At 65.9% G+C, this 23,403-nt stretch carries 23 protein-coding genes; 17 read left to right on the top strand and 6 right to left on the bottom strand.

Annotation, left to right across the window (positions count from 1 at the left end; translation table 11 throughout):
• The first annotated feature begins 17 nt into the window (after positions 1-17).
• The 12 genes from NYE40_RS21800 to NYE40_RS21745 all read left to right on the top strand — a co-directional run bounded on the left by NYE40_RS21800 (position 18) and on the right by NYE40_RS21745 (position 11,846).
• On the top strand, positions 18-611 hold the full coding sequence (locus NYE40_RS21800; protein ID WP_339278946.1) for a DUF1801 domain-containing protein: 594 nt from the start codon (positions 18-20) through the stop codon (positions 609-611).
• 64 nt (positions 612-675) lie between these two features.
• On the top strand, positions 676-2,253 hold the full coding sequence (locus NYE40_RS21795; protein WP_339278945.1) for an FAD-dependent oxidoreductase: 1,578 nt from the start codon (positions 676-678) through the stop codon (positions 2,251-2,253).
• Positions 2,254-2,436: 183 nt separating this feature from the next.
• Complete coding sequence (locus NYE40_RS21790; protein WP_028599040.1) at positions 2,437-2,541, top strand: putative holin-like toxin; 105 nt, start codon at positions 2,437-2,439, stop codon at positions 2,539-2,541.
• A gap of 288 nt (positions 2,542-2,829) precedes the next feature.
• On the top strand, positions 2,830-3,381 hold the full coding sequence (locus tag NYE40_RS21785; protein WP_339278944.1) for a sigma-70 family RNA polymerase sigma factor: 552 nt from the start codon (positions 2,830-2,832) through the stop codon (positions 3,379-3,381).
• The gene (locus NYE40_RS21780; protein ID WP_339278943.1) at positions 3,374-4,777 is read left to right on the top strand and encodes a DUF4179 domain-containing protein; all 1,404 of its coding nucleotides are present in this window, start codon (positions 3,374-3,376) and stop codon (positions 4,775-4,777) included. Before NYE40_RS21785 ends, NYE40_RS21780 begins: the two co-directional genes overlap by 8 nt.
• Before the next feature lie 285 nt (positions 4,778-5,062).
• Positions 5,063-5,749, top strand: coding sequence for a cell division ATP-binding protein FtsE (ftsE, locus tag NYE40_RS21775; RefSeq protein ID WP_028599043.1), 687 nt, complete (start codon positions 5,063-5,065; stop codon positions 5,747-5,749).
• Positions 5,739-6,656, top strand: a complete 918-nt coding sequence (gene ftsX, locus NYE40_RS21770) for a permease-like cell division protein FtsX (RefSeq protein ID WP_028599044.1) — start codon at positions 5,739-5,741, stop codon at positions 6,654-6,656. Before ftsE ends, ftsX begins: the two co-directional genes overlap by 11 nt.
• Before the next feature lie 12 nt (positions 6,657-6,668).
• Positions 6,669-7,862: a peptidoglycan DD-metalloendopeptidase family protein gene (locus tag NYE40_RS21765; RefSeq protein WP_339278942.1), complete on the top strand. Its 1,194-nt coding sequence runs from the start codon at positions 6,669-6,671 to the stop codon at positions 7,860-7,862.
• Between the two features lie 138 nt (positions 7,863-8,000).
• Positions 8,001-8,408 carry a nucleotidyltransferase domain-containing protein gene (locus tag NYE40_RS21760; protein ID WP_028599046.1) on the top strand — a complete coding sequence of 136 codons (408 nt, stop codon included), beginning with the start codon at positions 8,001-8,003 and terminating at the stop codon, positions 8,406-8,408.
• Positions 8,398-8,808, top strand: coding sequence for a DUF86 domain-containing protein (locus NYE40_RS21755; protein WP_028599047.1), 411 nt, complete (start codon positions 8,398-8,400; stop codon positions 8,806-8,808). The genes NYE40_RS21760 and NYE40_RS21755 overlap by 11 nt, the downstream gene beginning before the upstream one ends.
• Positions 8,809-8,931: 123 nt before the next feature.
• Positions 8,932-10,428 (top strand): S41 family peptidase, encoded by a 1,497-nt coding sequence (locus NYE40_RS21750; protein ID WP_339278941.1) that lies wholly within the window; start codon positions 8,932-8,934, stop codon positions 10,426-10,428.
• A 110-nt stretch (positions 10,429-10,538) separates the two neighbouring features.
• Positions 10,539-11,846: a PDZ domain-containing protein gene (locus NYE40_RS21745; RefSeq protein ID WP_101807662.1), complete on the top strand. Its 1,308-nt coding sequence runs from the start codon at positions 10,539-10,541 to the stop codon at positions 11,844-11,846.
• Here NYE40_RS21745 and NYE40_RS21740 read toward each other — a convergent pair.
• Entirely contained in the window at positions 11,843-12,238 is a 396-nt protein-coding gene (locus tag NYE40_RS21740) for a hypothetical protein (RefSeq protein ID WP_153784411.1), read from the bottom strand. The two genes, NYE40_RS21745 and NYE40_RS21740, sit on opposite strands and share 4 nt — an antisense overlap.
• Between NYE40_RS21740 and NYE40_RS21735 the strand changes: the two genes are divergently transcribed.
• Positions 12,237-13,517 (top strand): chloride channel protein, encoded by a 1,281-nt coding sequence (locus NYE40_RS21735; protein WP_101807663.1) that lies wholly within the window; start codon positions 12,237-12,239, stop codon positions 13,515-13,517. The genes NYE40_RS21740 and NYE40_RS21735 overlap by 2 nt on opposite strands.
• Before the next feature lie 412 nt (positions 13,518-13,929).
• Here NYE40_RS21735 and NYE40_RS21730 read toward each other — a convergent pair whose 3' ends face one another.
• From NYE40_RS21730 to NYE40_RS21720, 3 genes are all read right to left on the bottom strand, one after another.
• Positions 13,930-14,301 carry a hypothetical protein gene (locus NYE40_RS21730; RefSeq protein ID WP_339278940.1) on the bottom strand — a complete coding sequence of 124 codons (372 nt, stop codon included), beginning with the start codon at positions 14,299-14,301 and terminating at the stop codon, positions 13,930-13,932.
• Positions 14,302-14,353: 52 nt separating this feature from the next.
• Positions 14,354-15,655: a peptidylprolyl isomerase gene (locus NYE40_RS21725; RefSeq protein ID WP_084137301.1), complete on the bottom strand. Its 1,302-nt coding sequence runs from the start codon at positions 15,653-15,655 to the stop codon at positions 14,354-14,356.
• Between the two features lie 117 nt (positions 15,656-15,772).
• Positions 15,773-16,618 carry a dienelactone hydrolase family protein gene (locus NYE40_RS21720; RefSeq protein ID WP_028599051.1) on the bottom strand — a complete coding sequence of 282 codons (846 nt, stop codon included), beginning with the start codon at positions 16,616-16,618 and terminating at the stop codon, positions 15,773-15,775.
• 208 nt (positions 16,619-16,826) lie between these two features.
• On the opposite strand from NYE40_RS21720, the gene NYE40_RS21715 reads away from it, so the two are divergent.
• Together NYE40_RS21715 and NYE40_RS21710 are read left to right on the top strand one after the other, a co-directional pair.
• Positions 16,827-17,744: a M15 family metallopeptidase gene (locus tag NYE40_RS21715; protein ID WP_028599052.1), complete on the top strand. Its 918-nt coding sequence runs from the start codon at positions 16,827-16,829 to the stop codon at positions 17,742-17,744.
• Between the two features lie 275 nt (positions 17,745-18,019).
• Complete coding sequence (locus NYE40_RS21710; RefSeq protein ID WP_101807664.1) at positions 18,020-18,928, top strand: NAD(P)/FAD-dependent oxidoreductase; 909 nt, start codon at positions 18,020-18,022, stop codon at positions 18,926-18,928.
• 259 nt (positions 18,929-19,187) lie between these two features.
• Here NYE40_RS21710 and NYE40_RS21705 read toward each other — a convergent pair whose 3' ends face one another.
• Entirely contained in the window at positions 19,188-20,057 is an 870-nt protein-coding gene (locus NYE40_RS21705) for an SDR family oxidoreductase (protein WP_028599054.1), read from the bottom strand.
• Positions 20,058-20,166: 109 nt separating this feature from the next.
• Here NYE40_RS21705 and NYE40_RS21700 point away from each other — a divergent pair, with 109 nt between their 5' ends.
• A complete protein-coding gene (locus tag NYE40_RS21700) occupies positions 20,167-20,760 on the top strand; it encodes a GNAT family N-acetyltransferase (RefSeq protein ID WP_028599055.1) in 594 nt (197 codons plus the stop codon).
• A gap of 135 nt (positions 20,761-20,895) precedes the next feature.
• Here the strand turns inward: NYE40_RS21700 and NYE40_RS21695 are convergent, their stop codons facing one another.
• Positions 20,896-21,780: an aldose epimerase gene (locus NYE40_RS21695; protein ID WP_028599056.1), complete on the bottom strand. Its 885-nt coding sequence runs from the start codon at positions 21,778-21,780 to the stop codon at positions 20,896-20,898.
• Positions 21,781-21,918: 138 nt separating this feature from the next.
• Between NYE40_RS21695 and NYE40_RS21690 the strand changes: the two genes are divergently transcribed.
• Entirely contained in the window at positions 21,919-23,397 is a 1,479-nt protein-coding gene (locus NYE40_RS21690) for an HD-GYP domain-containing protein (RefSeq protein ID WP_052333259.1), read from the top strand.
• The last annotated feature ends 6 nt before the right edge of the window (positions 23,398-23,403 follow it).

Genomic DNA, 23,403 nt, shown 5'->3' with positions numbered 1-23,403 from the left:
AAGAGAGGGGGTTCGGCATGACAGCGAATGCGACGAACGCGCGAGTCGATGTCTTTATCAAAAAGGCGCAGAAGTGGAAGGAGGAGTACGAGCTGCTGAGGCAGATCGTGCTCGACTGCGGGCTGTCCGAGGACTATAAGTGGATGCATCCCTGCTACACGCTGGGAGAGGCGAATATCGCGCTCATTCACGGCTTCAAGGACTACTGCGCGCTGCTTTTCCCTCAAGGGGCGCTGCTGAAGGACCCGCAAGGCATCCTCGTCCAGCAGACCGAGAACGTGCAGGCGGCTCGCCAGCTCCGCTTCACGAGCGCGCAGCAGATCGAGGAGATGAAAGAGGTCGTGACGGCGTATGTGCTCGAAGCCGTCCAAAACGAGAAGGCCGGGCTGAAGGTGAAGCTGAAGGAGACGGAGGCGTTCCCCATGCCGGAGGAGCTGGAAGCGCGGTTCGCCGAGATGCCGGAGCTCAAGACGGCCTTCGACGCGCTGACGCCGGGCCGGAGGAGAGCTTATCTGCTTCATTTCTCGCAGCCCAAGCAAGCGAAGACCCGCGTGTCCCGGATCGAGAAGTGGACGCAGCCGATCCTGGAGGGAAAGGGCTTGAACGACTAGCCGGTTTCGGCTTGGATGGAGATGGGCATACAGAGGAGAGGAAATCCAATTCAGGAGGCATCGCATGGACACCTCATCCTCGCCATCTGGCAAGCCTTCCCGCTTGCCTCAGCTCCCGGAGTCGCTCTGGCGGGCGACGACGGAGCTGCCCTCATTCCCGTCGCTCCGGGGCACCGTCCGGGCGGACGTCGCCATCGTCGGCGGCGGCATCGCCGGCATTACAAGCGCCTACCTGCTGACCAAGCAAGGCTTCAAGGTCGTCCTGCTGGAAGCCGGACTGCTGCTCGACGGCACGACGGGCCATACGACGGCCAAGATCACCGCCCAGCACGGGGCGATCTACGGCAAGCTGCTCAAGCATCTGGACCGGGAGCAGGCCAAGCAGTATTTCGACGCCAACGACGAAGCGCTCAAGTGGATCGTCCGGACCGTCGCCGAGCTCGGCATCGAGTGCGGGCTGAAGACCGAGGACGCCTACCTGTACGCGGACAACGAGGCAGATCTCGAGACGCTGCGTCAGGAGTGGAAGGCATACGAGCAGATCGGCCTGCCCGGTGAGTGGGTCGACAAGCTGCCGCTCGAAGGGCTTGCGGAGCTCGGCGCGATCAAGCTGCCGGGCCAGGCCCGCTTCCATCCGCTGCAGTATTTGCAGGCGCTGCTGCAGGAGGCGCTGAAGCAGGGCCTCGTCGTCCATGAATACACGACCGTGACGGACAAGGTCGAGGAGGGCAAGCAGGACGGCCGGCTCAAGCTGCGCACGGCCGCCGGCGGCACCGTCGACTGCAGCTGGGCGCTGTCCGCCTCGCATTTCCCGTTCACGGACGGCGGCGGACTGTACTTCTCGCGGCTGCATGCGCAGCGTTCGTACGTGCTGGCGGTCGAGGCGGAAAAGCCTTTTCCCGGCGGCATGTACTTGTCCGTCGGCCAGACGGTGCGCTCGCTGCGCGCGGCCGAGCTGGACGGCCGTCCGGTCGTGCTCGTCGGCGGCGAGAACCACAAGACCGGCCAGGGGCCGCCGATGATCGAGCACTACGAGGCGCTGGAGCGATACGCCGACTCCCTGCTCGGCGTCCGCAGCATCGCGTACCGCTGGTCGGCGCAGGATCTGACGACGCTCGACGAGATGCCTTACATCGGCCCGATCCGGGACAAGCATCCGAACCTGCTGATCGCCACCGGCTTCAACAAATGGGGCATGACGACCGGCACGCTGGCGGCGCTCACGTTCGAGGAGATGGTCCGCACCGGGCAGAGCCTGCATCTGGAGCTGTTCAAGCCGTCGCGCTTCCATGCCGACCCGTCGATCAAGACGTTCGTCCGCGAGAACCTGAACGTCGCCGGACAGCTGCTCGCCGGCAAGCTGGACTCGCCGATGGAATCGCCGGAGGCGCTCGCGGCCGGCCAGGGCGGCGTCGTCAAGGTCGCCGGCAAGCGCGCCGGCGGCTATCGCGAGCCGGGCGGCGCGCTGCATCTGGTCGACACGACCTGCACGCATATGGGCTGCGAGTGCAAGTGGAACGCGGGCGACCTCAGCTGGGACTGCCCTTGCCACGGCTCGCGGTTCGGCTATGACGGCACGGTGCTGGAGGGCCCGGCCATCGAGCCGCTCAAGCGGCTGGAGCTTCCGCGGGCGGAGGGCTGACGCTTCGTCGCGGACCGGGAGGTGGGGGAATTCCCGGCAAGGAGAGGATAGGCCGCTGCTAGAGAGAACTCCGTAGCCGCGAGCTATAGTGAATAACGTCGAATCCTGGTATAATCAGGAAGCAGAAAGGGAACGGGCTTTATGGGCGGTCTAGGTTGAGCCTCTCGGAAGGGAGGTCATGCCATGACGGTTAAGGATGCGTTGGATCTTATGATCGGCTTCGGCGGGCTGCTGCTCGCCTTGTTATCGCTGGTCGTTTCGATCGTCGCCCTTAACAAAAAGAAATAGGCCGCCCGCCCTGGAAGGTAGCGACCTATTCCTATGAGTTGATATCCTGCCAGCCTAACCGCTCTTAAAGCGGCCGATCTGCCAAGCCGTGGACGTTACAGCGTCTGCGGCTTGTTTATGTTATGCATTCTACTCCCATATTATCACAAGTCCGCCGTAATTGAAACCGCCAGCAGCCTTGGACGGCCCGTGCCGATCAAGGTTTTTCAACGTTTTCAAGAAAACCAAAACCGAACCCTCGCTCTCCCCGTCTAATAGCGAAGGTGAACGAGAAAGGACGGCGAGGGAATGCCGGAGCGCATGGAACAACGGGGCCAAGAAGCGGCAGAGCTCGTCCGCCGGGCGCAGAAGGGCGAGGACGAGGCGTTCATCGAGCTGATGGCCGGGGCCAAGGAGCAGCTGCTGCGCATCGCGCTCGCCTATCTCCGGGACGAGGAGGCGGCGCTCGAATGCCTGCAGGAGACGACCTGCCGCGCTTACGCGGCGCTTGGGAGGCTGCGCCAGCCGGAGCATGTCCGCACCTGGCTCGTCCGCATCCTGCTGAGCGCCTGCGCCGATGAGCGCAGGCGGCGCAAGCGGCAGCAGCCGGTGCCGGTCGTGCCGGAGAGCGCGGCGGGCGGCGAGCATCCGGGCGCGCGGCTGGAGCTGGAGGAGGCGGTGGCCGGCCTCGAGCCCAAGCTGCGCCAGCTCGTGCTGCTGAAGTATGCGGAGGACATGACGGTGGCGGACATCGCGCGGACGCTGGAAAAGCCGGAGGGCACGATCAAGACATGGCTGAACCGGGCGCTGCGGCAGCTGCGCCGGGAGCGCGGCGCGAAGGAGGGGATGGAGCATGGATGATCGGCATGGAGAACGCTTGGATCCGAAGCTCGATCGGCATGGAGAAAGGCTGGAGCGGGAGCTTGCCGAGCTGGGCGGACGCCCGCCGTCGCCGGAGCTGCTGCTGCGCGCGGATGCCGCTATTGCCGCGGGCATGGCGCAAGGCCGGCTTCGCCGCCGCAGCCGTCGCCGCTGGCAGCGCCTCGGCTCTGCGGCGCTGACGCTTGCGCTCGTGCTGGCGGTCGGACTCGCGTCGATCCGCATCTCGCCGGCTTTCGCTTCGGCAGTGAGGCAGCTGCCCGGCATGGCGGCGATCGTGGACGCGATCCGCGAGGAGTACAGCCTGAACCGGACGGTGCAGGACGCGCTCGACGAAGGCTACCTGCAGCCGCTGCATTTGACCCAGGATCACGAGGGCGTAAAGGTGACGCTGGAGGGGCTGGTCGCCGACGACTATCGGATGATGTTCGTGTATACGGTGGCGGGACTCGGCGAGAACGAGCATGCGGATGTGGGAAAGGTGAAGGCGCTTGACCGAAACGGACAGAGCGTCATCGAGGGAGCGGGCTTCTCGTTCGACGGGAGGGAGGAGGCGGTCAAGCGCCAGACGATGGAGCTGATGCTGCAGCCAGGCAGTCCGCTCCCCGATTGGCTCGACCTGCAAGTCGAGGTGAACGGAGCCCCGTACCGCTTCCAGTTTCCCGTCGACCGCGAGCTGTTCGCCGACAAGTCGCGCACGCTGCCTTTGGAGGAGACGATCTCGATTGAAGATCAGCAGCTGCGCTTCACGAGCATGCGCATCTCGCCGCTGAGCGTCGCCATCGAGGCGGAGTACGACCCGGCCAACACGATGAAGCTGTACGGCCCCGTCGACATGAAGCTGACGGATGATTCCGGCACGGAGTGGGGAGGAGTCGGCTATTCGGCGGGCAGCTTGGAGGAGCACAAGGTGCGCTTCGAGTTCCAAAGTCCTTATTTCCGCCAGCCCAAGTCGCTCTACTTGAGCGGCAAGACGTTCCGCGCCTTGCCGAAGGACAAAGGCCTCATCGTCCTCGACGCGGAGAAAGGCGAGCTGCTGGCAGCGCCGGACGACCGCCTGAAGCTGATCTCCAGCAGCGTGGATGCGAAAGGAATGAAGCTCGGCTTCGAGCTGCGCGTCGACGGGCCGGACTCTCCATCGCGCTCCTACTCGGTGCTCGGCAGCGATTTTACCGATGCGGGCGGCAGAAGCTTCGGGCTGCATCTGCAAGGGGGCACGGAGACGAGCGACCCGGAAGGAAGGCAAAAGCTCAGCTACACGTACGGCCCCGGCGACTACAAGCAGCCGCTGACGTTCGAGATCTCCAATTATCCGAATTATATCGAAGGCGAGTACCGGATCCGGCTGCCTCTGGAAGAGCTCCCGCCGGAACAATAGATCATCTCCTCCGAAGCCGCTCTGCGAAAGCAGGCCGGCTTCTTTTTTTCGACATTTATCTACAAAGCGAGAGCCGCTAGCCGATGTAAATAAGGAGGCTTGAAACGCTCCGGTCCGGAGCATTCGACAGTCTTGCCGCCTGCGGCGATGTCGAAAGCCCGCGCCTCAGCGCGGCGAACGATGAGAATTGTGAAAATGAAGGAGAAAACGGCTTTCTGGAAAGGAAATCCGGTTTTTCTGTCGAACAGTCATAAGCGGAAAAAAGACAGGATGTGAGCGATACCCGTGATTGAAATGATGGACATCTGGAAGACCTACCCGAACGGCGCTCATGCGCTCAAGGGCATATCCGTGGTCATCGACCGCAATGAATTCGTGTACATCGTCGGGCCTTCCGGCGCCGGCAAGTCCACGTTCATGAAGCTGATCTATCGCGAGGAGTTCCCGACCAAAGGGCAGCTGTTCGTGAACGGCTTCAATATAGGCAAGCTCAAGCCGCGCAAGATCCCGTACGTGCGGCGCAATATCGGCGTCATCTTCCAGGATTACCGGCTGCTGCCCAAGCTGACCGCCTACGAGAACGTCGCGTTCGCGATGGAGGTCATCGAGGCGCCGCGCAAGCTGATGAAAAAGCGCACGATGGAGGTGCTCGAGCTCGTCGGGCTCGGCGGCAAGCATGCGCATCTGCCCGCCCAGCTGTCCGGCGGCGAGCAGCAGCGCGTCGCGATCGCGCGCGCGATCGTCAACAACCCGAGCGTCATCGTCGCCGACGAGCCGACCGGCAACCTCGATCCTGAGACGAGCTGGGGCATCATGAACCTGCTCGAGGAGATCAATTTCCGCGGCACGACTATCGTCATGGCCACCCATAACCGCGAGATCGTCAACACGCTGCGCAAGCGCGTCATCGCCATCGAGAACGGACTGATCGCGCGCGACCAGGCGAGAGGGGAATACGGCTATGAAGCTTAGGACGCTGGCGAGGCATCTGCGCGAGGGCGTCCGCGGCATCTTCCGCAACGGCTGGATGAGCTTCGCGTCGATCAGCAGCATCTTCATCTCCCTGTTCATCCTCGGCGTATTCGTGCTGCTGGCGCTCAACGTCAGCAAGCTCGCCGACCAGCTCGAGAGCCAGGTCGAGATTCGGGCGTTCCTGCAGCTGGACGCTACGGCGGAGAGCGCCGCCGCGCTGGAGACCAAGCTGCGCGCCATCCCGGAGGTCAAGAGCGTGGAGTACCGCACGCCGGAGCAGAACCTGCAGGAGATGAGCGAGATGCTCGGCGCCGACGGCAAGCAGCTGCTGGAGGACTACCAGGGCGAGGACAACCCGCTGCCGGCGAGCTTCACGATCGAGGTGTACGACCCGCAGACGATCGCGGCCGCCGCGTCGCAGGTGCAGGCGGTCAGCGCCGCGCAGGACCCGCCGGCGTTCCAGCAGATCAAGTACGGCCAAGGCACGGTCGAAACCTTGTTCAAGATCACGGGCGCCGTACGCAACATCGGCCTCATCATCGTCGCCGGACTGGCCGTGACGGCGATGTTCCTGATCGCCACGACGATCAAGACGACGATCATCGCCCGTCAGCGCGAGATCGGCATCATGAAGCTGGTCGGAGCGACCAACGCGTTCATCCGCTGGCCGTTTTTCGTCGAGGGGGCGCTGATCGGCTTCCTTTCCTCGGCGCTGACCGCCGCCGTCGTCGTGCTCGGCTACGGCGAGCTCATCCGCCAGTCCGAGTTCGACCTCGGCCTGATGAGCATCCGGCTCGTCTCGATGGAGGAGGCGGCCGGCATCATCGTTCCGGTAACGATCGGCATCGGCACGCTGCTCGGCGTGTGGGGAAGCGTGTTGTCCGTCCGCAGATACTTGAAAGTGTAGGAGGAAAGCAGCTTGAACAGAACGATCCGCAAGCTGGCCGGCTCCGTGCTCGCCGGCGCGCTTATCCTGACCGCCATGCCGCAAGCGGCCGGCGCGCTGTCGCAGTCCGAGAAGATCAACCGCGAGCTCAAGCAGGTCCGCGAGCAGATGCAGGCGGCCGCGCAAGGGCGCAAGCAGGCCGATGCGCAGTCCAAGACCGTGCTGACGCAAAAATTCTACACCGCCGAATCGCTCAAGGCGATCATGACCGAGATCGACACCGTCGGCTCGCGCATGAGCGCCGTCCAGTCGCAGGTATCCAGCACGACGCAGGCGCTGGAGCAGACAGCCCGCGAGCTGGACGAGGCGGAGCAGCGGATCGCCCGGCAGGACGAGCGGCTGCAGTCGCGCATGCGCGTCACTTACATGAACGGCCGCGTCAGCTACCTCGACGTGCTGCTGAACGCGACGAGCTTTTCCGACTTCCTGGGCCGTCTCGACTCGCTGCACACGATCATGGTGCAGGACAAGGAGACGCTGTTGGACCGCAAGCAGGACAAGCAGCTCGTCATCGCCAAAAAAGCCGAGGTCGAGCAGAAGCTGGCCGAGGTGAAGAGTCTGTACGCCAAGGTGGCCGAGTACCAGCAGGTGCTGGCCAGCAAGGAAGCGCAGAAGACGCAGCTGATCTCCTCCTACAACACCAAGCTCGACGAGCTCGGCGACATCAGCGAGGAGCAGGAGAAGCTGCTGCTGGAGCTGGCCGCCAAGGAATCCGCGCTCATCAAGAAGAAGAACTCGCTGAAGACGACCTACAGCGGGGGCCAGCTCGGCGCGCCGGTGAAGGCCTCGTACCGGCTCAGCTCGCCGTTCGGCTATCGCATCCACCCGATCAGCGGCACTCGCAAGCTCCATGCCGGCGTCGACATGGCCGCTCCGGCGGGCACGAACATCTACGCTGCGGAAGGCGGCATCGTGCTCGTCGCCCAGTGGTGGAGCGGCTACGGCAACTGCATCGTCATCGACCATGGCGGCGGGCTGTGGACGATCTACGGCCATATCCGCGACGGCGGCATCCTGGTGGAAAAGGGCCAGACCGTCAAGCGCGGCGAGCATATCGGCGAGGTCGGCTCGACCGGCAACTCGACCGGCAACCACCTGCACTTCGAGGTGCGCAAAAACGGCGAGCCGGTCAATCCGCTTCCTTACTTGAAAGGCAAAGCGAACTGAGGAATGCGGCGAAACGCGGGCATGGCGCCCGCGGCTCAAGCAACAGGAAGGAACCGTCCGGGCGATTCGCTTGGACGGTTTTTTGCTATACTGGATTTAGGAAGATGTGGGAAACGAATTCAGAAGGACGGTGATCGCATGGATGCGCGCCTGGACCTGGATATCGCGGTGGACGAGATTGAAAAGGCCGTCTCGCCGGATCTCCTCCTGCTCTTCGGCTCGGCCGCGGCCGGTCGGATGCGGGCGGACAGCGATATCGATCTCGCCTATTACGGCGGCAAGCCGCTCTCTGCTTACGAAAGGTTCCTGCTGGCGCAGAAGCTGGCCGGCCGGCTGGGCAGGGAGGTCGACCTGGTCGATCTGAAGGAAGCTTCGACGGTCATGCAGATGCAGATTTTAAGCGAAGGCCATACGCTCCGCTGCAAGGACGAAGACCTGGATCTCCGGCTCCGGACTCAGGTCTATAAAATGTATGCCAAGCTCAACGAGGAGCGTTCGCCCGTGCTGCGGTCGATCCGGGAAAGGGGGAGCATCTATGAAGCATGACGTCATCCTCAATAAAGCGGCAAACATCGAACGCTGTTTGAGACGGATCGGAGAAGTGTATCAAGGGAGACCCGAACACCTGAACGACTTTACGAAGCAGGACTCGATCGTGCTCAATCTTCAGCGCGCCTGCGAAGCGAGCATCGACTTGGCGATGGCGGTCGTGGCATCAGGCAAGCTCGGCGTGCCGCAGACGAGCCGGGACGCCTTTGAGCTGCTGGAGCAGAGCGGACGGCTTGACTCCGAATTGGCGGACAAGATGAAGGCAATGGTCGGCTTCCGGAATATCGCCGTACATGATTATCAGAAGCTTAACCCGGATATCCTCCGCTCCATCCTGGATCTGCATCTAGGGGACTTCACAGACTTCGCCCGCGCGATGCTCGCTTCGGACGGCTAGCCGGCAAGCCGCCTCGCGGCTCCTGCCATCGTTGCCAAATAATCCGCTCCTCTCTGTCGCATACTAAGCGGCGGAAGATCCGGCTCCCGTGCAGGAGCGCCGGACGAAGAGAGGAGAGGGAGCATGAACCGAAACGAAAACGCAGCGGCCGGGCCGCGCCTGCTGAAGGCGGTGCTGTCGGCGTCGCTGGCCGCGGCGCTGCTGCTGGGAGGAGCATGGCCGGCGGGAGAGGCGGGCGCGAAGCCGGCATCAGCGGAAGCGGCGCGCCCGGCGCAAGCCGGAGAGCGTCAGGACGCCTCCGCCGGCTTGACCAAGGAGGAGGCGCAGCGGCTGAGCGCCGTGATGGAGCTGATCCAGCGCCAATATTACGAGCCGGTCGACCGCGACAAGCTCATCAGCGGCGCGCTCAGCGGCATGGTGCAGGCGCTGGGCGACCCTTATTCGACCTACATGGACGCCGGGGCGGCGAAGCAGTTCTCCGAGACGGTCGAAGGCGCGTTCGGCGGCGTCGGCGCGGAGGTGACGTCCGAGAGCGGCAAGGTCGTCATCGTCTCGCCGATCAAGGGCTCCCCGGCCGAGAAGGCCGGCCTGCAGGCGAAGGACGTCATCCTGTCCGTGAACGGCGTCGGCCTGTCCGGACTGCCGATCTCCGAGGCGGTCGCCAAGCTGCGCGGGCCGAAGGGCAGCGCGGCCGAGCTGGTCATCCTGCGGGCGGGAAGGGCCAATCCGTTCGCGGTGAAGCTGATGCGCGCCGAGATCGACATCGAGACGGTCGAAGGCAAGCGGCTGGCGGACGGCATCGGCCTGATCGAGATCCGCCAGTTTTCGCTGAATACGGCCGACCGGTTCGCGGCTGAGCTGGCCAAGCTGGAGAAGCGCGAGCTCAAAGGGCTCGTCATCGACGTGCGCAACAATCCCGGCGGCATCCTGCCGGTCGTGGAGCGGATCGCGCAGCCGTTCGTGCCGAAGGGGAAGCCCATCCTGCAGATCGCGCAGCGCGGGGCGAAGCCGGAGCAGGTGCTGTCGGAGGGCGGCGGTAAGCCGTATCCGGTCGCGGTGCTGATGAACAAAGGCAGCGCCAGCGCCTCGGAAATCCTCGCCGGAGCGCTGCAGGAATCGGCGGGCGCGGTGCTCGTCGGCGAGACGTCTTTCGGCAAGGGGACCGTGCAGGTCAGCTACGACCGCCAGCTCGAGGGCGGGCTCGTCAAGATGACGATCGCCAAGTGGCTGACCCCGAGCGGCGGCTGGATCCACAAGCGCGGCATCAAGCCGGATGTGGCGGTCCGTCCGCCCGCGCTGTACGCCGCGACGCGGCTGTCCAAGACGGCCACGATCCCCGCCGATGCGATCAGCGACGACGCGAAAAGCCTGCAGGTCATGCTGAAAGGGCTCGGCTACGACCCCGGACGCTTGGACGGCTATTACAGCAGCGGCACCGCCGAGGCAGTGCGCGGCTTCCAGCGGGCCAGCGGCCTGCGGGCGAGCGGCCAGGCCGATCCGGCGACCCAGCGCAAGCTGGAGGAGGCGGTGCAGGCTTGGGTCAGCGGAGACGAGCATGACACGCAGCTCGAGGCGGCCGTGCAGGCGCTTCGCGAGGGCAAGGGGGCGCCGCGGCATTGAGCAGGGGCGCCTTCGACCAGAGGCCAGATTCTTCCTTCAGGGGAGGAATCCGGCCTCTGCGCGTCGAAACCATACGGTCTAGCCAGCCTGAAGGAAAATGAGGTGCTTGCTTGGAACTGACATTGGAGCTGCTGCGGCAGTACGGCTCGGCGGCGCTTGGGCTGCTGGCGCAGCCTTATTATTATTTGGCCTTGATCGTTATGGGATTCCTCTATCGACGGCTCGCCGTCACGGAGCGTTCGCACTTCCACGTGCGGCTGCATGCCTGGCCGCTGCTGCTGCTCCGGGCCGCTGGATGGGGCTTGCTGGCGGGCGCCGGCGTCAGCATCGCCGCCGCCTTCATCGGCGCGGCGCTGACGCCGGATGCCGTGCTTTGGCTCTGGGGCACGGCCGCTGCGCTCGCCCTGCTGCGCGTACGCTTCCTATGCTTCGCCTACAGCGCAGGCGTGCTGGGCGTGCTGCAGGCAGCCAGCGGCTTGCTGTCGCTGGAAGAAAGCGGCGGGACGGCCGGACGGCTCGGGACGTCGCTGGCGGCGCTCGACATGCCGGGCCTGCTGCTGCTCGTCGCTCTGCTGCATGTCGCGGAGGCGCTGCTCGTAAAGAGGGATGGGCAGCGACTCGCCTCGCCGCTTTATTTGGAGGGCAAGCGGGGCAAGCTGATCGGCGGCTACTCGCTGCAAGGCCTGTGGCCCGTGCCGCTGCTGCTGCTCGTGCCGGCCTCCGGCGGAGCGGAAGGTGCCGCTGCCGCGCTGCCCTGGACGCCGCTGCTCGGCGGAGAGGGCTGGAGCGCCGGCTGGACGGTGCTGGCGCTGCCGGCCGTCATCGGCTTCACGGACCTGGCGCTGTCCGAGCTGCCCAAGCAGGCGGCCCGCCTCGCCTCGCGCCGGCTGCTGATCTACAGCCTGATCCTCGGCGCGCTTGCGCTGGCGGCGTCGTACGCGCGGCCGCTCGTCCTGGTCGCTTCGCTGGCGGCGCTCGGCCTGCATGAAGCGCTGACGCGGCTGGCGGAGCGCCGGGAGCGGCAGCGGCCGCCGCGGTTCGTCCATGACGAGCGCGGCCTCTGCATCCTCGGCGTGCTGCCCGGCACGCCGGCGCAGGAGATGGGGCTCGAGGCCGGCGAGGTGCTGCGCAAGGTGAACGGACGAGGCGTGCGCACCAAAGAGGAGCTGCATGCCGCCCTGCACGAGAACTCCGCCTTCTGCCGGCTCGAGGTGCTCAACCTGGACGGACAGGTCAAGTTCGTGCAGCGGGCCCGCTTCGCCGGCGAGCATCATCAGCTGGGCGTGCTGCTCGCGCCGGACGAGGATGCGGCCTACAGCGCCGTCCCGGGCCGCGGCTCCGTGCTGGCGCTGCTGCTGCGGCGTGGACACAAGGTGCGGCGCAGAGCGTCCGGCGAGCCGCCGTCCATGGAGGCTTAGGCGCGGACAAGGTCGGAGACGCGGACATGAACGCAGCTGCAGGCGCAGGGACCGGTCAGCCACGGACGCGGCCGGATGCGCAGCCGAAGTCGCGCGGTTAGGCGATGGCAGGTGCAGGTGAAGGTGTAGGCGCAGGTGCAGGTGCAGGCGCCGGCATAGGCATAGGTGCAGGTGAAGGTGCAGGCGCCGGCATAGGCATAGGTGCAGGTGCAGGTGCATGTGAAGGTGCAGGCGCAAGTGCAGGCGTAGGTGCAGGCGCCGGCGTAGGTGAAGGTGCAAGTGCAGGCGCCGGCATAGGCATAGGTGCAGGTGCAGGCGCCTGCGCAGGCGGATCGGCCCGGAACGGGCCTTTTTGCCTTGGCCAACACGATCAGGAAAGAAGGAAAAGGCATGAGCGAAGCCACAGGCCTGAAAAAGCGGCTGGCGGAAGCGGGCAAGGGCAAGGGCGCGGGCGGCATGGTGGCCTTCCTGCTCAAGTGGCTGGCGCTCGGCTCGCTCGTCGGGGCATTGGCGGGCACGGCGTCGGCGTTGTTCCTGTGGAGCCTGGAGCTGGCGACGGAGACGCGGCTGGAGCATTCCTGGCTGCTGTTCCTGCTGCCGGCGGCGGGCTTTTTCGTCAGCTGGATCTATCGGCAGTACGGAGGAACGGCGATCCGAGGCAGCAATCTGATTTTGGAAAGCATCCACGAGGGCCGCGAGCGCATCCCGCTGCGCATGGCCCCGCTCGTGCTGGGCGGCACCGTGCTGACCCATCTGACGGGCGGCTCGGCAGGCCGGGAAGGGACGGCCGTGCAGATGGGCGGCTCGCTCGCCTGGCTCGCCGGCACGCTCGTCCGGTCCGGCGCCGCCGACCGGCGCATCCTGCTGCTCTGCGGCATGGCCGGCGGCTTCGGCTCCGTGTTCGGCACGCCGCTGGCGGGCGCGGTGTTCGGCGTCGAAGTGCTGGCGATCGGCATGCTGCGGCACGGGGCGCTTTACCCTTGCCTCGTGGCCGCGCTCGTCGGCGATGCCGTGACGCGCGCCTGGGGCATCGGCCATGCCGCCTATCGGATTGGCGAAGTGCCGGCCGAAAGCTTCGGCACGCTGGCGGCCGTCGCCATCGCGGCCGTCGCGTTCGGCCTGGCGGCGAGGCTGTTCATCGCCGCCGTGCACGGCGTGCGGCGCTTGGCGACGCGGCTGGTCGCGCCGGCGCCGGGGCGCGCCGCAGCTTGCGGCGCCGTCATCGTGCTGCTGGCGCTGCTGGTCGGCGGAGGGGATTACCTTGGCCTGAGCCTGCCGCTGCTGCAGGACTCGTTCGCTCCTGCGGGGACGGTCGAGCCGTTCGCCTGGTTATGGAAGCTCGTCTTTACGGCGCTCACGCTCGGCGCGGGCTTCCAGGGCGGCGAAGTGACGCCGTTGTTCGTCATCGGCTCGACGCTCGGCCATGCGCTCGCTCCGCTGCTGCAGCTGCCGGCTCCGCTGCTCGCGGGGCTCGGCCTGGTCGGCGTGTTCAGCGCGGCGGCGAACACGCCGCTCGCGTGCTTCGTGCTCGGCCTGGAGCTGTTCGGCGCCGACGCGGCGGCCTATCTGCTCGTCGCCAGCGTCATCGCCTATCTCTGCTCGGGCTCCGCGAGCATCTACTCTTCCCAGCGGCGGACGATCCGCAAGGACGGCCGCGAGCCGGTCGGCTGAGCGAAGCCGCCTTCTGCCCGGCGGCTGTTGCAGGCTCTGCCCGGCGGTGTAAGTCGATGTCCGCCGGTGTCCGCCGAAAGGACTCTGCCGATCTCGGACTCCTCAACCCGGCGGCTCCGTTGGTCTCCAGCATGCGCCCCGACACCGGAGCTACGCGGAAAAACCGAGCAACTCGGTTCGACCGGATGCCTCGTCGGCGGAGATACGCGGAAAAACCGAGCAACTCGGTTCGACCGGATGCTCCGACGGCGGAGATGCGCGGAAAAACCGAGCAACTCGGCTCGAACGGATGCTCCGACGGCGGAGATGCGCGGAAAAACCGAGCAACTCGGCTCGAATGGATGCTCCGACGGCGGAGATGCGCGGAAAAACCGAGTAACTCGGCTTTAGTTGTTGCATTGGGGAGCGTGGATCAAGACTGCGACCCGAAAAAGTCGGGTTGCATAGTCCCGGCAGCACGCTCGGCAAGCTGCAACCCGAAAAAGTCGGGTTGCAGAGGACCGCGAGCGTGCCCGGCAAGCTGCAACCCGAATAAGTCGGGTTGCAGAAGCCCGACAGCCCGCTCGGCAAGCTGCAACCCGAAAAAGTCGGGTTGCAGAAGCCCGGCAGCGCGCTCGGCAAGCTGCAACCCGAAAAAGTCGGGTTGCAGAAGCCCAGCAGCGCGCTCGGCAAGCTGCAACCCGAAAAAGTCCGGTTGCAGAGTCCCGACAGCCCGCTCGGCAAGCTGCAACCCGAAAAAATCGGGTTGCAGAAGCCCGACTGCCGCTCGACCCGAGCGAAGCACAAAAAAAGCTCTTGCCCTCCGGTCCTTCGGACCGGGGCAAGAGCTTTTCACTTTACTTCGAGTTGCTTGCGGCATTCTCTGCCGGAGCATTCTCCGCCGGAGCGTTTTCGCTCGATCCGTTCTTCTCCGCGCTGCCGTTCGTGTTCTGCGAAGGGTCGAGCGTGTTCGTGATCGTCGCCTTGGCGCGCAGATCGGTGATGAGCGTCTGGGACAGCGTGCTCAGCTGCTGGTTCTCCAGTGTCTTCCGGATCTCTTCTTTTTTGTCCTCGAGCGTCGGGGTCGTCGCTTCCTTGCGGTCCACCAGCTTGATGATGTGGTAGCCGTAATCGGACTTGATCGGAGCGCTGATCTCGCCGATCTTCATGCCGAAGGCCGCTTCCTCGAACTCCGGCACCATCGAGCCCTTGCCGAAGAAGCCGAGGTCGCCGCCGTTGGCCGCGCTGCCCGTATCGGTGGACTTCTCCTTGGCGATCGCCGCGAAGTCGCCGCCGTTCTTAAGCTGCTTCTCGATCGCATCCGCTTCTTCCTTGGTCGCGACGAGGATGTGGGACGCCTGCACCTGCTCCGGCGTAGCGAAGCTTTCCTTGTTCTCTTCATAGTTCTTCTTGATATCCTCGTCCGACACCTTCACCTGGTCGGCGAGCAGCTTGCGCATCTGCACCTGCATGAGCATCTGCTTCTTCAGGTCGTCCAGCGACATGCCGGACTGCGCCAGCGCGTTCTCGAATTCCGCCTCGGAGGTGAAGTTCTTCTTGATGTCCTCCAGCTCGGCGTTTTCTTCTTCTTCGGTAACCGCGACGCTTTTATTGTCGGCTTCCTGGTCGACGAGCTTCATCGTGACGAGCTGGTCGAGCGCGGACTTGCCGTAGGTCGGAGCGAGCATGTCGTACAGCTCGTCCTTCGTGATCTTCTCGCCGTTGACCGTCGCGACGGCCTCGCCGCCTCTATTCGAAAAGAGGCTGACAAGCGCGATGATCAGGCCGACCGCCAGCACGAGGGAAGCGATCATCCATCCGGTCGCCGCGCCAGAGCGCTTCGGGCCGCCGCCGTCTCCGTCGCCTTGGACGCCGTCGTTGTCGAGCGGCAGATCGGCTGCTCCCGCGACCGGCGTCACCGGCACCGAGCCGAACGCGCGCTCCGGATCGGCGGTGTGCACCTCCGCATCGTACTCGGCCTCGCGGAGGGCGTCCTCGGAGCGGCGCTCCGAGACTTCCTCTTCGGCTTGAATCGTCTCTTCGGCGCGCTCGCTGCCGGAATCGCCGGCGAAGTCCGCGCCTTCGCGCGTCGCCGTATCTTCCGGCGTCAGATGGTCGTTGCCGTTCGCGTCAAGCGGATCTTTCTTATGGTCTGCCATTCGAAAATTGACTCCCTTCTGTGTGTGGACGGGACTTGTCCCGGTTGTTCGCTCCTCGCATCATATCAAATCCGGGGAGCGCTTACCTTAACGGAACATGAAAAGCAGCTGCGCTTCTTACATCTTCTCCCGGAGAAAGCCGACCGTGGCTTCCAGCGCCGCATCGAGCTCCGGCGTCGCGCCGGCGAACGGATGCGACGCCCCGAACGTATGGCTCGCGCCTTCGAGCAGCAGCGAAGGCTGCTGCGGCGCGGCTTCCTTCAGCCGGCCGAACCCCTCGATCAGCCGCGAGCTGTCCGCGTCGCCCTGGATGAGGAGGACGGGGGCGCGCAGCGAGGCGAGGCGGGCGGGGATGTCGAAGCGATCCGCGTTCCGGTCGAGATCCTCGAAAAACCCCTTGCCGATCGGCATCTGCTGGCCGGTGCGGGCGTTCGGCACGAACGCCTGGCCGTCCCTGCGCGCCGCCGCCTCGAACTCCGCGTCGAACAGGTTCGCCCGGGCGATGCCGTTCCAGGTAACGGCCGCGCGCACGATCGGATGCTCGGAAGCGAAGATGATCGCGTTGCCGCCGCCGCGGCTGTGGCCGCAGATGCCGATCCGCTTGGCGTCGGCCTGCTCCGGATGCGGCAGCTCCCGACCGACGAGCGCGGCGACGATCCGCTCCAGATCGCTCTGCTCGCGGCTGTACGTATTGAGGGCGAATTTGTTCAGCTCGTCGAATTCCTCGCCGCCGCTTACGCCGTTGCGGGAGAAGTTGAAGGTGACGGCATAAAAGCCGGCCTCCGCGATCCGCTCGGCGGCATAGGGCAGGAAGCCCCAGTCCTTGAAGCCCTTGAAGCCGTGGGCGATCAGCACGACGGGCTTGCGCCCGCCGCTCGGAACGAAGCGGACTTCGCCGCGGATTGTGCCGCCGTCGCTCAGCCTGAGCTCGAAAGGGGCTTGGCGAGGCGCTTTGGTTTCCATGCGGGTCATGCTCCTTTCACTTCATAGCTTTTCCAAATCTAAGCATAAACTTCCGTGCCCGTCAGTTCAATCTCAAGTTGCCAAGTTCAGGGCGGTTGAAACCATTCTTCGCGTTTCGCCGTCTGTGTGGTATAACGGAAGCTGAACTTATCCGCTTGCAGCATATAGAAAAGGACGCCGAGCGTCCCTTCAAGGAGATGGAACCATCATGAACAGCAAACGCAATCGAATGCCTGCCGCGTCCGCCCTGCTGCTGGCGGCGGCGTTGACCTTGTCTGCCTGCTCCGGCGCCGCCGCGCCGGAACCCGATGCTTCGCCGGGCGCTTCGGCGACCGCGTCGCCGCCGGCGTCCGCGGGAGGAGGCGGGAGCTCCGCTTCCCCATCGCCGAGCTTGACGCCTTCGCCGTCGTCCTCGCCGACTGCAAAGCCATCGTCCTCGCCGTCCGCCAAGCCGAGCTCGAAGCCGTCCGCCAGTCCGGCGGGGGCGAAGGGCGGCTCCACGGGAGGCTTCTACGAAGCCATCGAGGTGACGGCAAACGCCTCTGCCGCCGCGGCGCTCGTCAACAAGCAGTTCCGGCTGCCGGAAGGGTACGCGCCGAAGGAGCTCGTCTATCCCGACATCCCGTTCACGTTCTCGGAGAAGATCGACAAGCGCAAGCTCCGCAAGGAAGCGGCGGAGGCGCTCGAGCAGCTCGTCGCCGGCGCGGCGAAGGACGGCATCAAGCTCGCCGGCGTGTCGGGCTACCGCTCCGAATCCCGGCAAAAAACGCTGTACGAGGGCTATGTGAAAAAGGACGGCGTCGCGGCGGCCGACAAGTACAGCGCGCGTCCGGGACATAGCGAGCATCAGACGGGACTGGCGATCGACATGTCCGGCATCGACGGAAAATGCGCGGCCGAAAGCTGCTTTGCCGGCACGCCGGAGGCCGAGTGGCTGGCCGAGCACGCGACCGACTACGGCTTCATCATTCGTTATCCGGAAGGCAAGGAAGACATTACGGGCTACAAGTACGAGCCTTGGCATATCCGCTACGTCGGCGTCGAGCTCGCCGCGAAGCTCGCCGAGAGCGGCGACACGCTGGAGGAGCATTACGGCGGAGCGGTTCCGGTCTCGGGCGGCAACTGACCGCAAATGAACATGGAGCCGCCCCCGGTCGATCCCATCGACCGGGGGCGGCTTTTTGGGATGCGGCCGACGCGTCCTGCATGCCAAGGCGCGCCCGCCTGCGTGCCATCGCATACCCGCCTGCGTGCCAAGGCGTGCCCGCCTGCATGCCAAGGCGCGCCCCGCCTGCGTGCCAAGGCGCGCCCGACTACGGGACGTTCGGCAGGGCTCCGCTTCTACACCTGTCCCGTCCTACATACGATACGAAAGGAGAGCAAGCGGGGGAGGTGGAGCGGATGGTCATCGATTGCGCCATCATCGGCGGCGGCCCGGCGGGCTTGGCGGCGGCGCTCGTGCTGGGCAGGGCCCGCCGCTCGGCGCTCGTCGTCGATGACGCCCGTCCGCGCAATGCGGTCACGGCAGCGGGGCACGGCTATCCGACGAGGGACGGCGTTCCGCCCGGAGAGCTGCGGCGGCTGGCCCGGGAGGAGCTGGCGGCCTATCCGGGCATCCGGCTGCGCTCGGGCAAGGTCGCGGCGATCGAGGGCCGGGCGGGCAGGTTCCGGGTGCATCTGGAAGGGGGCGGCGGCTTCGAGGCGCGGACCGTGCTGCTGGCGGCCGGGCTCAAGGAGCAGCTGCCCGACATTCCGGGCCTGCGCGAGCTTTACGGGACATCGCTCTTCAACTGCCCGTACTGCGACGGATGGGAGCTGCGGGATGCGTCGCTGGTGGCGATTTCGACGGGCGGGAATCTTTTTCAACAGGCGAAGCAATTGCTCGTCTGGTCGCGCGATCTGCTCGTCTGCACGCACGGCCGCGGACAGCTCAGTCCGCAGCAGCAGCAGGCGCTGGAGGCGCGCGGGGCGCGCGTCGCCCGCGCGCCGATCGCCGCTCTCGAAGGGAGCGGCGGCAAGCTGCATGCCGTGCGCTTCGCGGACGGCAGCCGGATCGCGCGCAGCGGCGGCTTCGTCACGCCGGACGCGATGCTCGGCACGCCGCTCGGCGCGATGCTCGGCTGCGCGCATGACGCGCATGGCGTGCTGCTCGTCGACGGCTTCGGCCGCACGAGCGTGCCGGGCGTCTACGCCGCGGGCGATACCGCCGGCATGTCGCCGTCGCAGGTCGTCGGCGCCGCCGCGAGCGGCAACCGCGCGGCTTTCTCCATCGGCGGCGACTTGGCCGAAGCGGACTTCGGCCCGGCGTGACGGACGCCGCTCGCCGCGCGGGCACTAGGAAGCGCCCGAGCTGCGGGATGGCTCCTCCGTAGTGGCAATTTTTTGCACTAGGAAGCGCTGCAGCAGCGGATGGCTCTCCTTATTGGCCATTTAGGAAACGCCGCAGCCCGTGGCGGCTCTCCGTCGTGCCGATCTTGGCACTAGGAAGCGCCGCCGCCCGGCACTGGGGCGGCTCAATAAAAAGGCTGTCTCGCCGAGAACGCTCGGGAGACAGCCTCTTTTCCTTTTTCTACCCGTTCAGCACCTGTCCGCCGTTGATGTGGATCATCTGGCCCGACACGTACGACGAGTCGCTGCTGGCCAGGTACACATAGGCCGGGGCGAGCTCATGCGGCTGGCCGGCGCGCTTCATCGGCGTGTCGCCGCCGAACTCGGACACATGCTGCTCGTCGAACGTCGACGGGATGAGCGGCGTCCAGATCGGTCCCGGCGCGACGCCGTTGACGCGGATGCCGCGCTCCACGAGATGGTTGGACAGCGCGCGCGTGAAGCTGACGATCGCGCCCTTGGTGGACGAGTAGTCGATCAGCTGCGGGTTGCCCTCGTAGGCGGTGACGGAGGCGGTGTTGACGATGGAGCTGCCCGGCTTCAGATGGGGGAGCGCCGCCTTGGTCAGATGGAACATCGAGAAGATGTTCGTGCGGAACGTCTTTTCCAGCTGCTCGGCCGTAATGTCCTCGAACTTCGGCTGCGGATGCTGCTCCGCCGCGTTGTTCACGAGCACGTCCAGGCCGCCGAGCGCCTCGACGGTCCTGCTCACCGCTTCCTTGGCGAACGCCTCGTCGCCGATATCGCCCGCCAGCAGCAGGCAGGAGCGGCCGGCCGCCTCGATTTCCTTTTTCGTCTGCTCCGCGTCCGCATCCTCGCTCAGGTAGACGATCGCGACGTCGGCGCCTTCCTTGGCGAAGGCGATCGCCGCCGCGCGCCCGATGCCGCTGTCGCCGCCGGTGATGAGCGCCTTTTTGCCTTCGAGCTTGCCGGACCCGCGATAATCGGGCGCCGCGTAGACGGGGAGCGGATTCATCTCCGACTCGATGCCGGGCTGCTTGTCCTGATGCTGCGGGGGGAACGTCTTCACGGTTTCGGTTGGGCTGGACATGGGATACCTCCTTGGGGGTATAGTGGGATAGGATAAATGTACCCCGATGCCGCCCGGATCAACCGAAAGATCGAGCTCCGGGCCGGCGGAAAGGCAAGGAGGAAACCGCATGAATACGCAAGCGATCGAAATGATCGAGCCGGAGGCGGCAGCAGGCTTCGCGGCCGAGATCGTGACGCCGGACACGGCCGCCGAGGCGTCGGAGCTGCTCGTCGGCATCGCGCGCTGGCTGCGCGGCAACGGATCCAGGCAATGGTCCGGACTGCTGGATGGAGAGGACAGCCACGGCCTGGACGAGGCCGTCCGCCGCGGAGAAGCCATCCTTTTCCGCGACGGGATGGACGGTCCCGGACGGGAGAAGGGCCGGCCCGCCGGCCTCGTGCTGCTGCTGCGGCAGCCGGGCGCTTGGGACCGCGAGCTGTGGGGCGAGCAGGGGCATGAGCCTTATGTCTACCTGCACCGGCTGGCGGTCGCGAGAGCTTATGCCGGCAGCGGGCTTGGACGGGCGATCCTGCGCTGGGCGCGGGAACAGGCGGTCCATCCCGGCAAAAAGGCGATCCGCCTCGACTGCATCGCCGGCAATCCGAAGCTGGAGGCGCTGTACGCGTCCGCCGGCTACTCGCGGCTCGGGACGAGCCCGAACGGCTTCTGCCTGTTCGAGCAGGCGCTGCCCGAGGCGCAGGAGCGGCGGCCGAGCCGGTAATCCGCTCCGCTTGAAGGCCATCGCAGCGTCAAGGAGCAGCATGATGAAAAGCGCAGCCGCTGTCGGCCGGCTCGAAAAAGCAGAAAAGCCTCCTTTTCCCCCTGATCAAGAGGAAAAAGAAGGCCGGGCGCGTCGTCAGCCCTGCCCCGGAGCATGCGAAGCGCGCAGCGTCAGCACCGCCTCGATCTCGCCGCCGGGAGGCACCTGCACGAGCTCCTCGCGGCGATCGAGCTCGCCGGACAGCGCCATCCACGGCTCGACGCAGACGAACGGCTTGCCCGGCACGCTCCACAACACGACGTACTTGAACGCCTCGCTGTAGGCGAGCGTCACGGTGATGCCGCTGTCGAGCGGGAAGGAGATCTCCGGCCGCCTAGCGTCGAGCAGCGCGGCCGATTCCTGCATCAGACCGAGGTCGAGGCGGCCTTCGTACGGCTTGACCTGGCCGTCGTTGTAGTCGAGGTAGCGGGTCGCGTCGGTCGCGAACGGGATGTCCTTGGCCGAGGTGGCGAAGTACGGGTGGAAGCCCGGATACATCGGCATGGCGCGGTCCGAAAGGTTCCGGTACTGCTGGCGGATCGTCAGCTCGCCGTCCTTGAGCGCATAGGCGAACCGCAGCTCGAAGTCGAACGGGAACGCCGCGCGCGTCCGCTCGCTGCTGCGCAGCACCAGCGTCGCGGAGGCGGCGCCGTCCTCGGACGTCTCCGCGACCTGCCACGCCTCGGTCCGCGCGACGCCATGCTGCTTCATCGCATAGGGCTTCCCTTCCCACTCGTATTCGCCGCCGGCGACCGGGCCGCTGATCGGGAACAGCACCGGGTTGCCTCCCCGGATGTTGGCGGACGGATCGAGGAAGGTGGCTTCGTCCAAATAGAACAGCTCGTAGCCGTTCAGCCGGCATTCCAGGGCAATGCCCCCGCGCTCGGGACAGAGCAGCACCCGCGAGCGGGTGGAAGCCTCCGACAGCTCGACCATTTCATAGGCTTCTTTATACATTCTCGCTTGATGACGGGATGACACTCGAGTTCAGCTCCTTGTTTCGATGACTTGAAAAGTTTCCAGATTGCGGTATGCTAGCGGTAATGGCGGTTTTGCCTAAAACCTAACGGATCGCTACTCCAATCAGCCCGAAAGGGCTCGCGAGGTGAACCCCGACGTATGCGCCGTCCTGCCGTCCGGATGATGTCGGTCGCCCTCGTTTCCTTCCTGCTGCCTCTCGGGATGTTCCTTGCCCTTCGGGAGAGCGGAGGATTCGACCCGCGCCTGCATGCTCCCATTATTCATTTCTATATTGTCAGCGGCGTCTCCTTCTTGGCGCTGCTGCTTGCCGCTGCCCTCGGCTATGCCGGGATGCGGCTGCGGAATTTCGGCATCGCGTTCCTGTCGCTCGCCTACGTTTCGATGACGGGGCTGCTCATGCTGCACGGGCTGGCGACGCCGGGGTTCCTGATGGACCACAACAGCGTTCAAGGCGTGTCCAGCCAGCTCGGCATCCTGGCCGCCGCAGGCTGGATCTGGCTGTCGTCGCTGCCCGCCGCCAGACGGATGGTGCTGCGGCTGGGCAACGCTTCCCGCTGGCTCGCGCCGGCGTATACGCTGCTGCTGCTCGCTTTTCTCGTCTTCTCGCTCCAGGGCCCGCATACGATGCACGACTGGGCGCTCGACCTGCAAGGCTCTCGGCCCGCGCTGACCGGACTGGTGCTGGCGCTGCTCGCCCACGCCGCCTGGAGCTACGCCCGGAACTACCGCAGCGCCCGCATGCCGCTGCAGCTCGGCATCCTGTACGGCTGCGGCTTGCTCGCTGCCGGGCAAGTCGTCATGGTGTCGGGAGAGCCTTGGCGGCTCAGCTGGTGGCTCTACCATGTGCTGCTGCTGCTCTCGCTCGTCTCGGTCGCCTGGGGGCTCGGCCGGCAGCTGGCTGGCAGCCGCGGCTCGCTGAGCGCCGCGCTGCGAGCGCTGTACCGATCGACGCCGCAGGAGTGGCTGCAGAAGTGCATCTCTCCGAGCGTCGAGGACCTGATCGAGGCGACGGAGCAAAAGGACGGCTATACGGCCGGACACAACTACCGCGTCGCGCTGTATGCGCTCAAGCTCGCGGAAAAGCTGGACCTGGCCCCCGAGCAGCTGCTGGCGATCGGTCAAGGAGCGATCGTGCACGACGTCGGCAAGCTGTACGTGCCGGAAGCGATCCTAAACAAGCCGGCCGCGCTCTCTCCGGAGGAGCGGCAGGTCGTCGAGCTGCATCCGGTGCGGGGCTACGAGCTCTGCCGCAACCTCGGCTTCATGCGGCAGGAGCTGGCCGTTGTCCGCTCTCATCACGAGCGCTGGGACGGCACCGGGTATCCCGACCGGCTGGAGGCCGAGCAGATTCCGCTGACGGCGCGCATCGCGGCGGTCGCCGACGTGTACGACGCGCTCACCTCGCAGCGGGCGTACCGGCGGGCGATGACGCCGGAGCAGGCGCTGGCGTTCATCGGCGCCGAGTCCGGACGCCACTTCGATCCGGCCTGCGTCGCCGCATGGCTGGAGCTGGCAGAGGAGGAGCCGGAGTTTTTCGCCCGCATGACGGAGGAGGAGCAGCGGCCCCTGCTCGGCCGCAGCCGCTCGGTTCCGGGCTCCGTTCCTCCCCTCGCCTGAATGGGT

It is taken from the genome of Paenibacillus sp. FSL W8-1187 (assembly GCF_037965485.1).
Taxonomy (GTDB): domain Bacteria; phylum Bacillota; class Bacilli; order Paenibacillales; family Paenibacillaceae; genus Paenibacillus_O; species Paenibacillus_O pasadenensis.
Note: the sequence above shows the minus strand (reverse complement) of the source record. Positions and strands in the feature narration are given on the sequence as shown.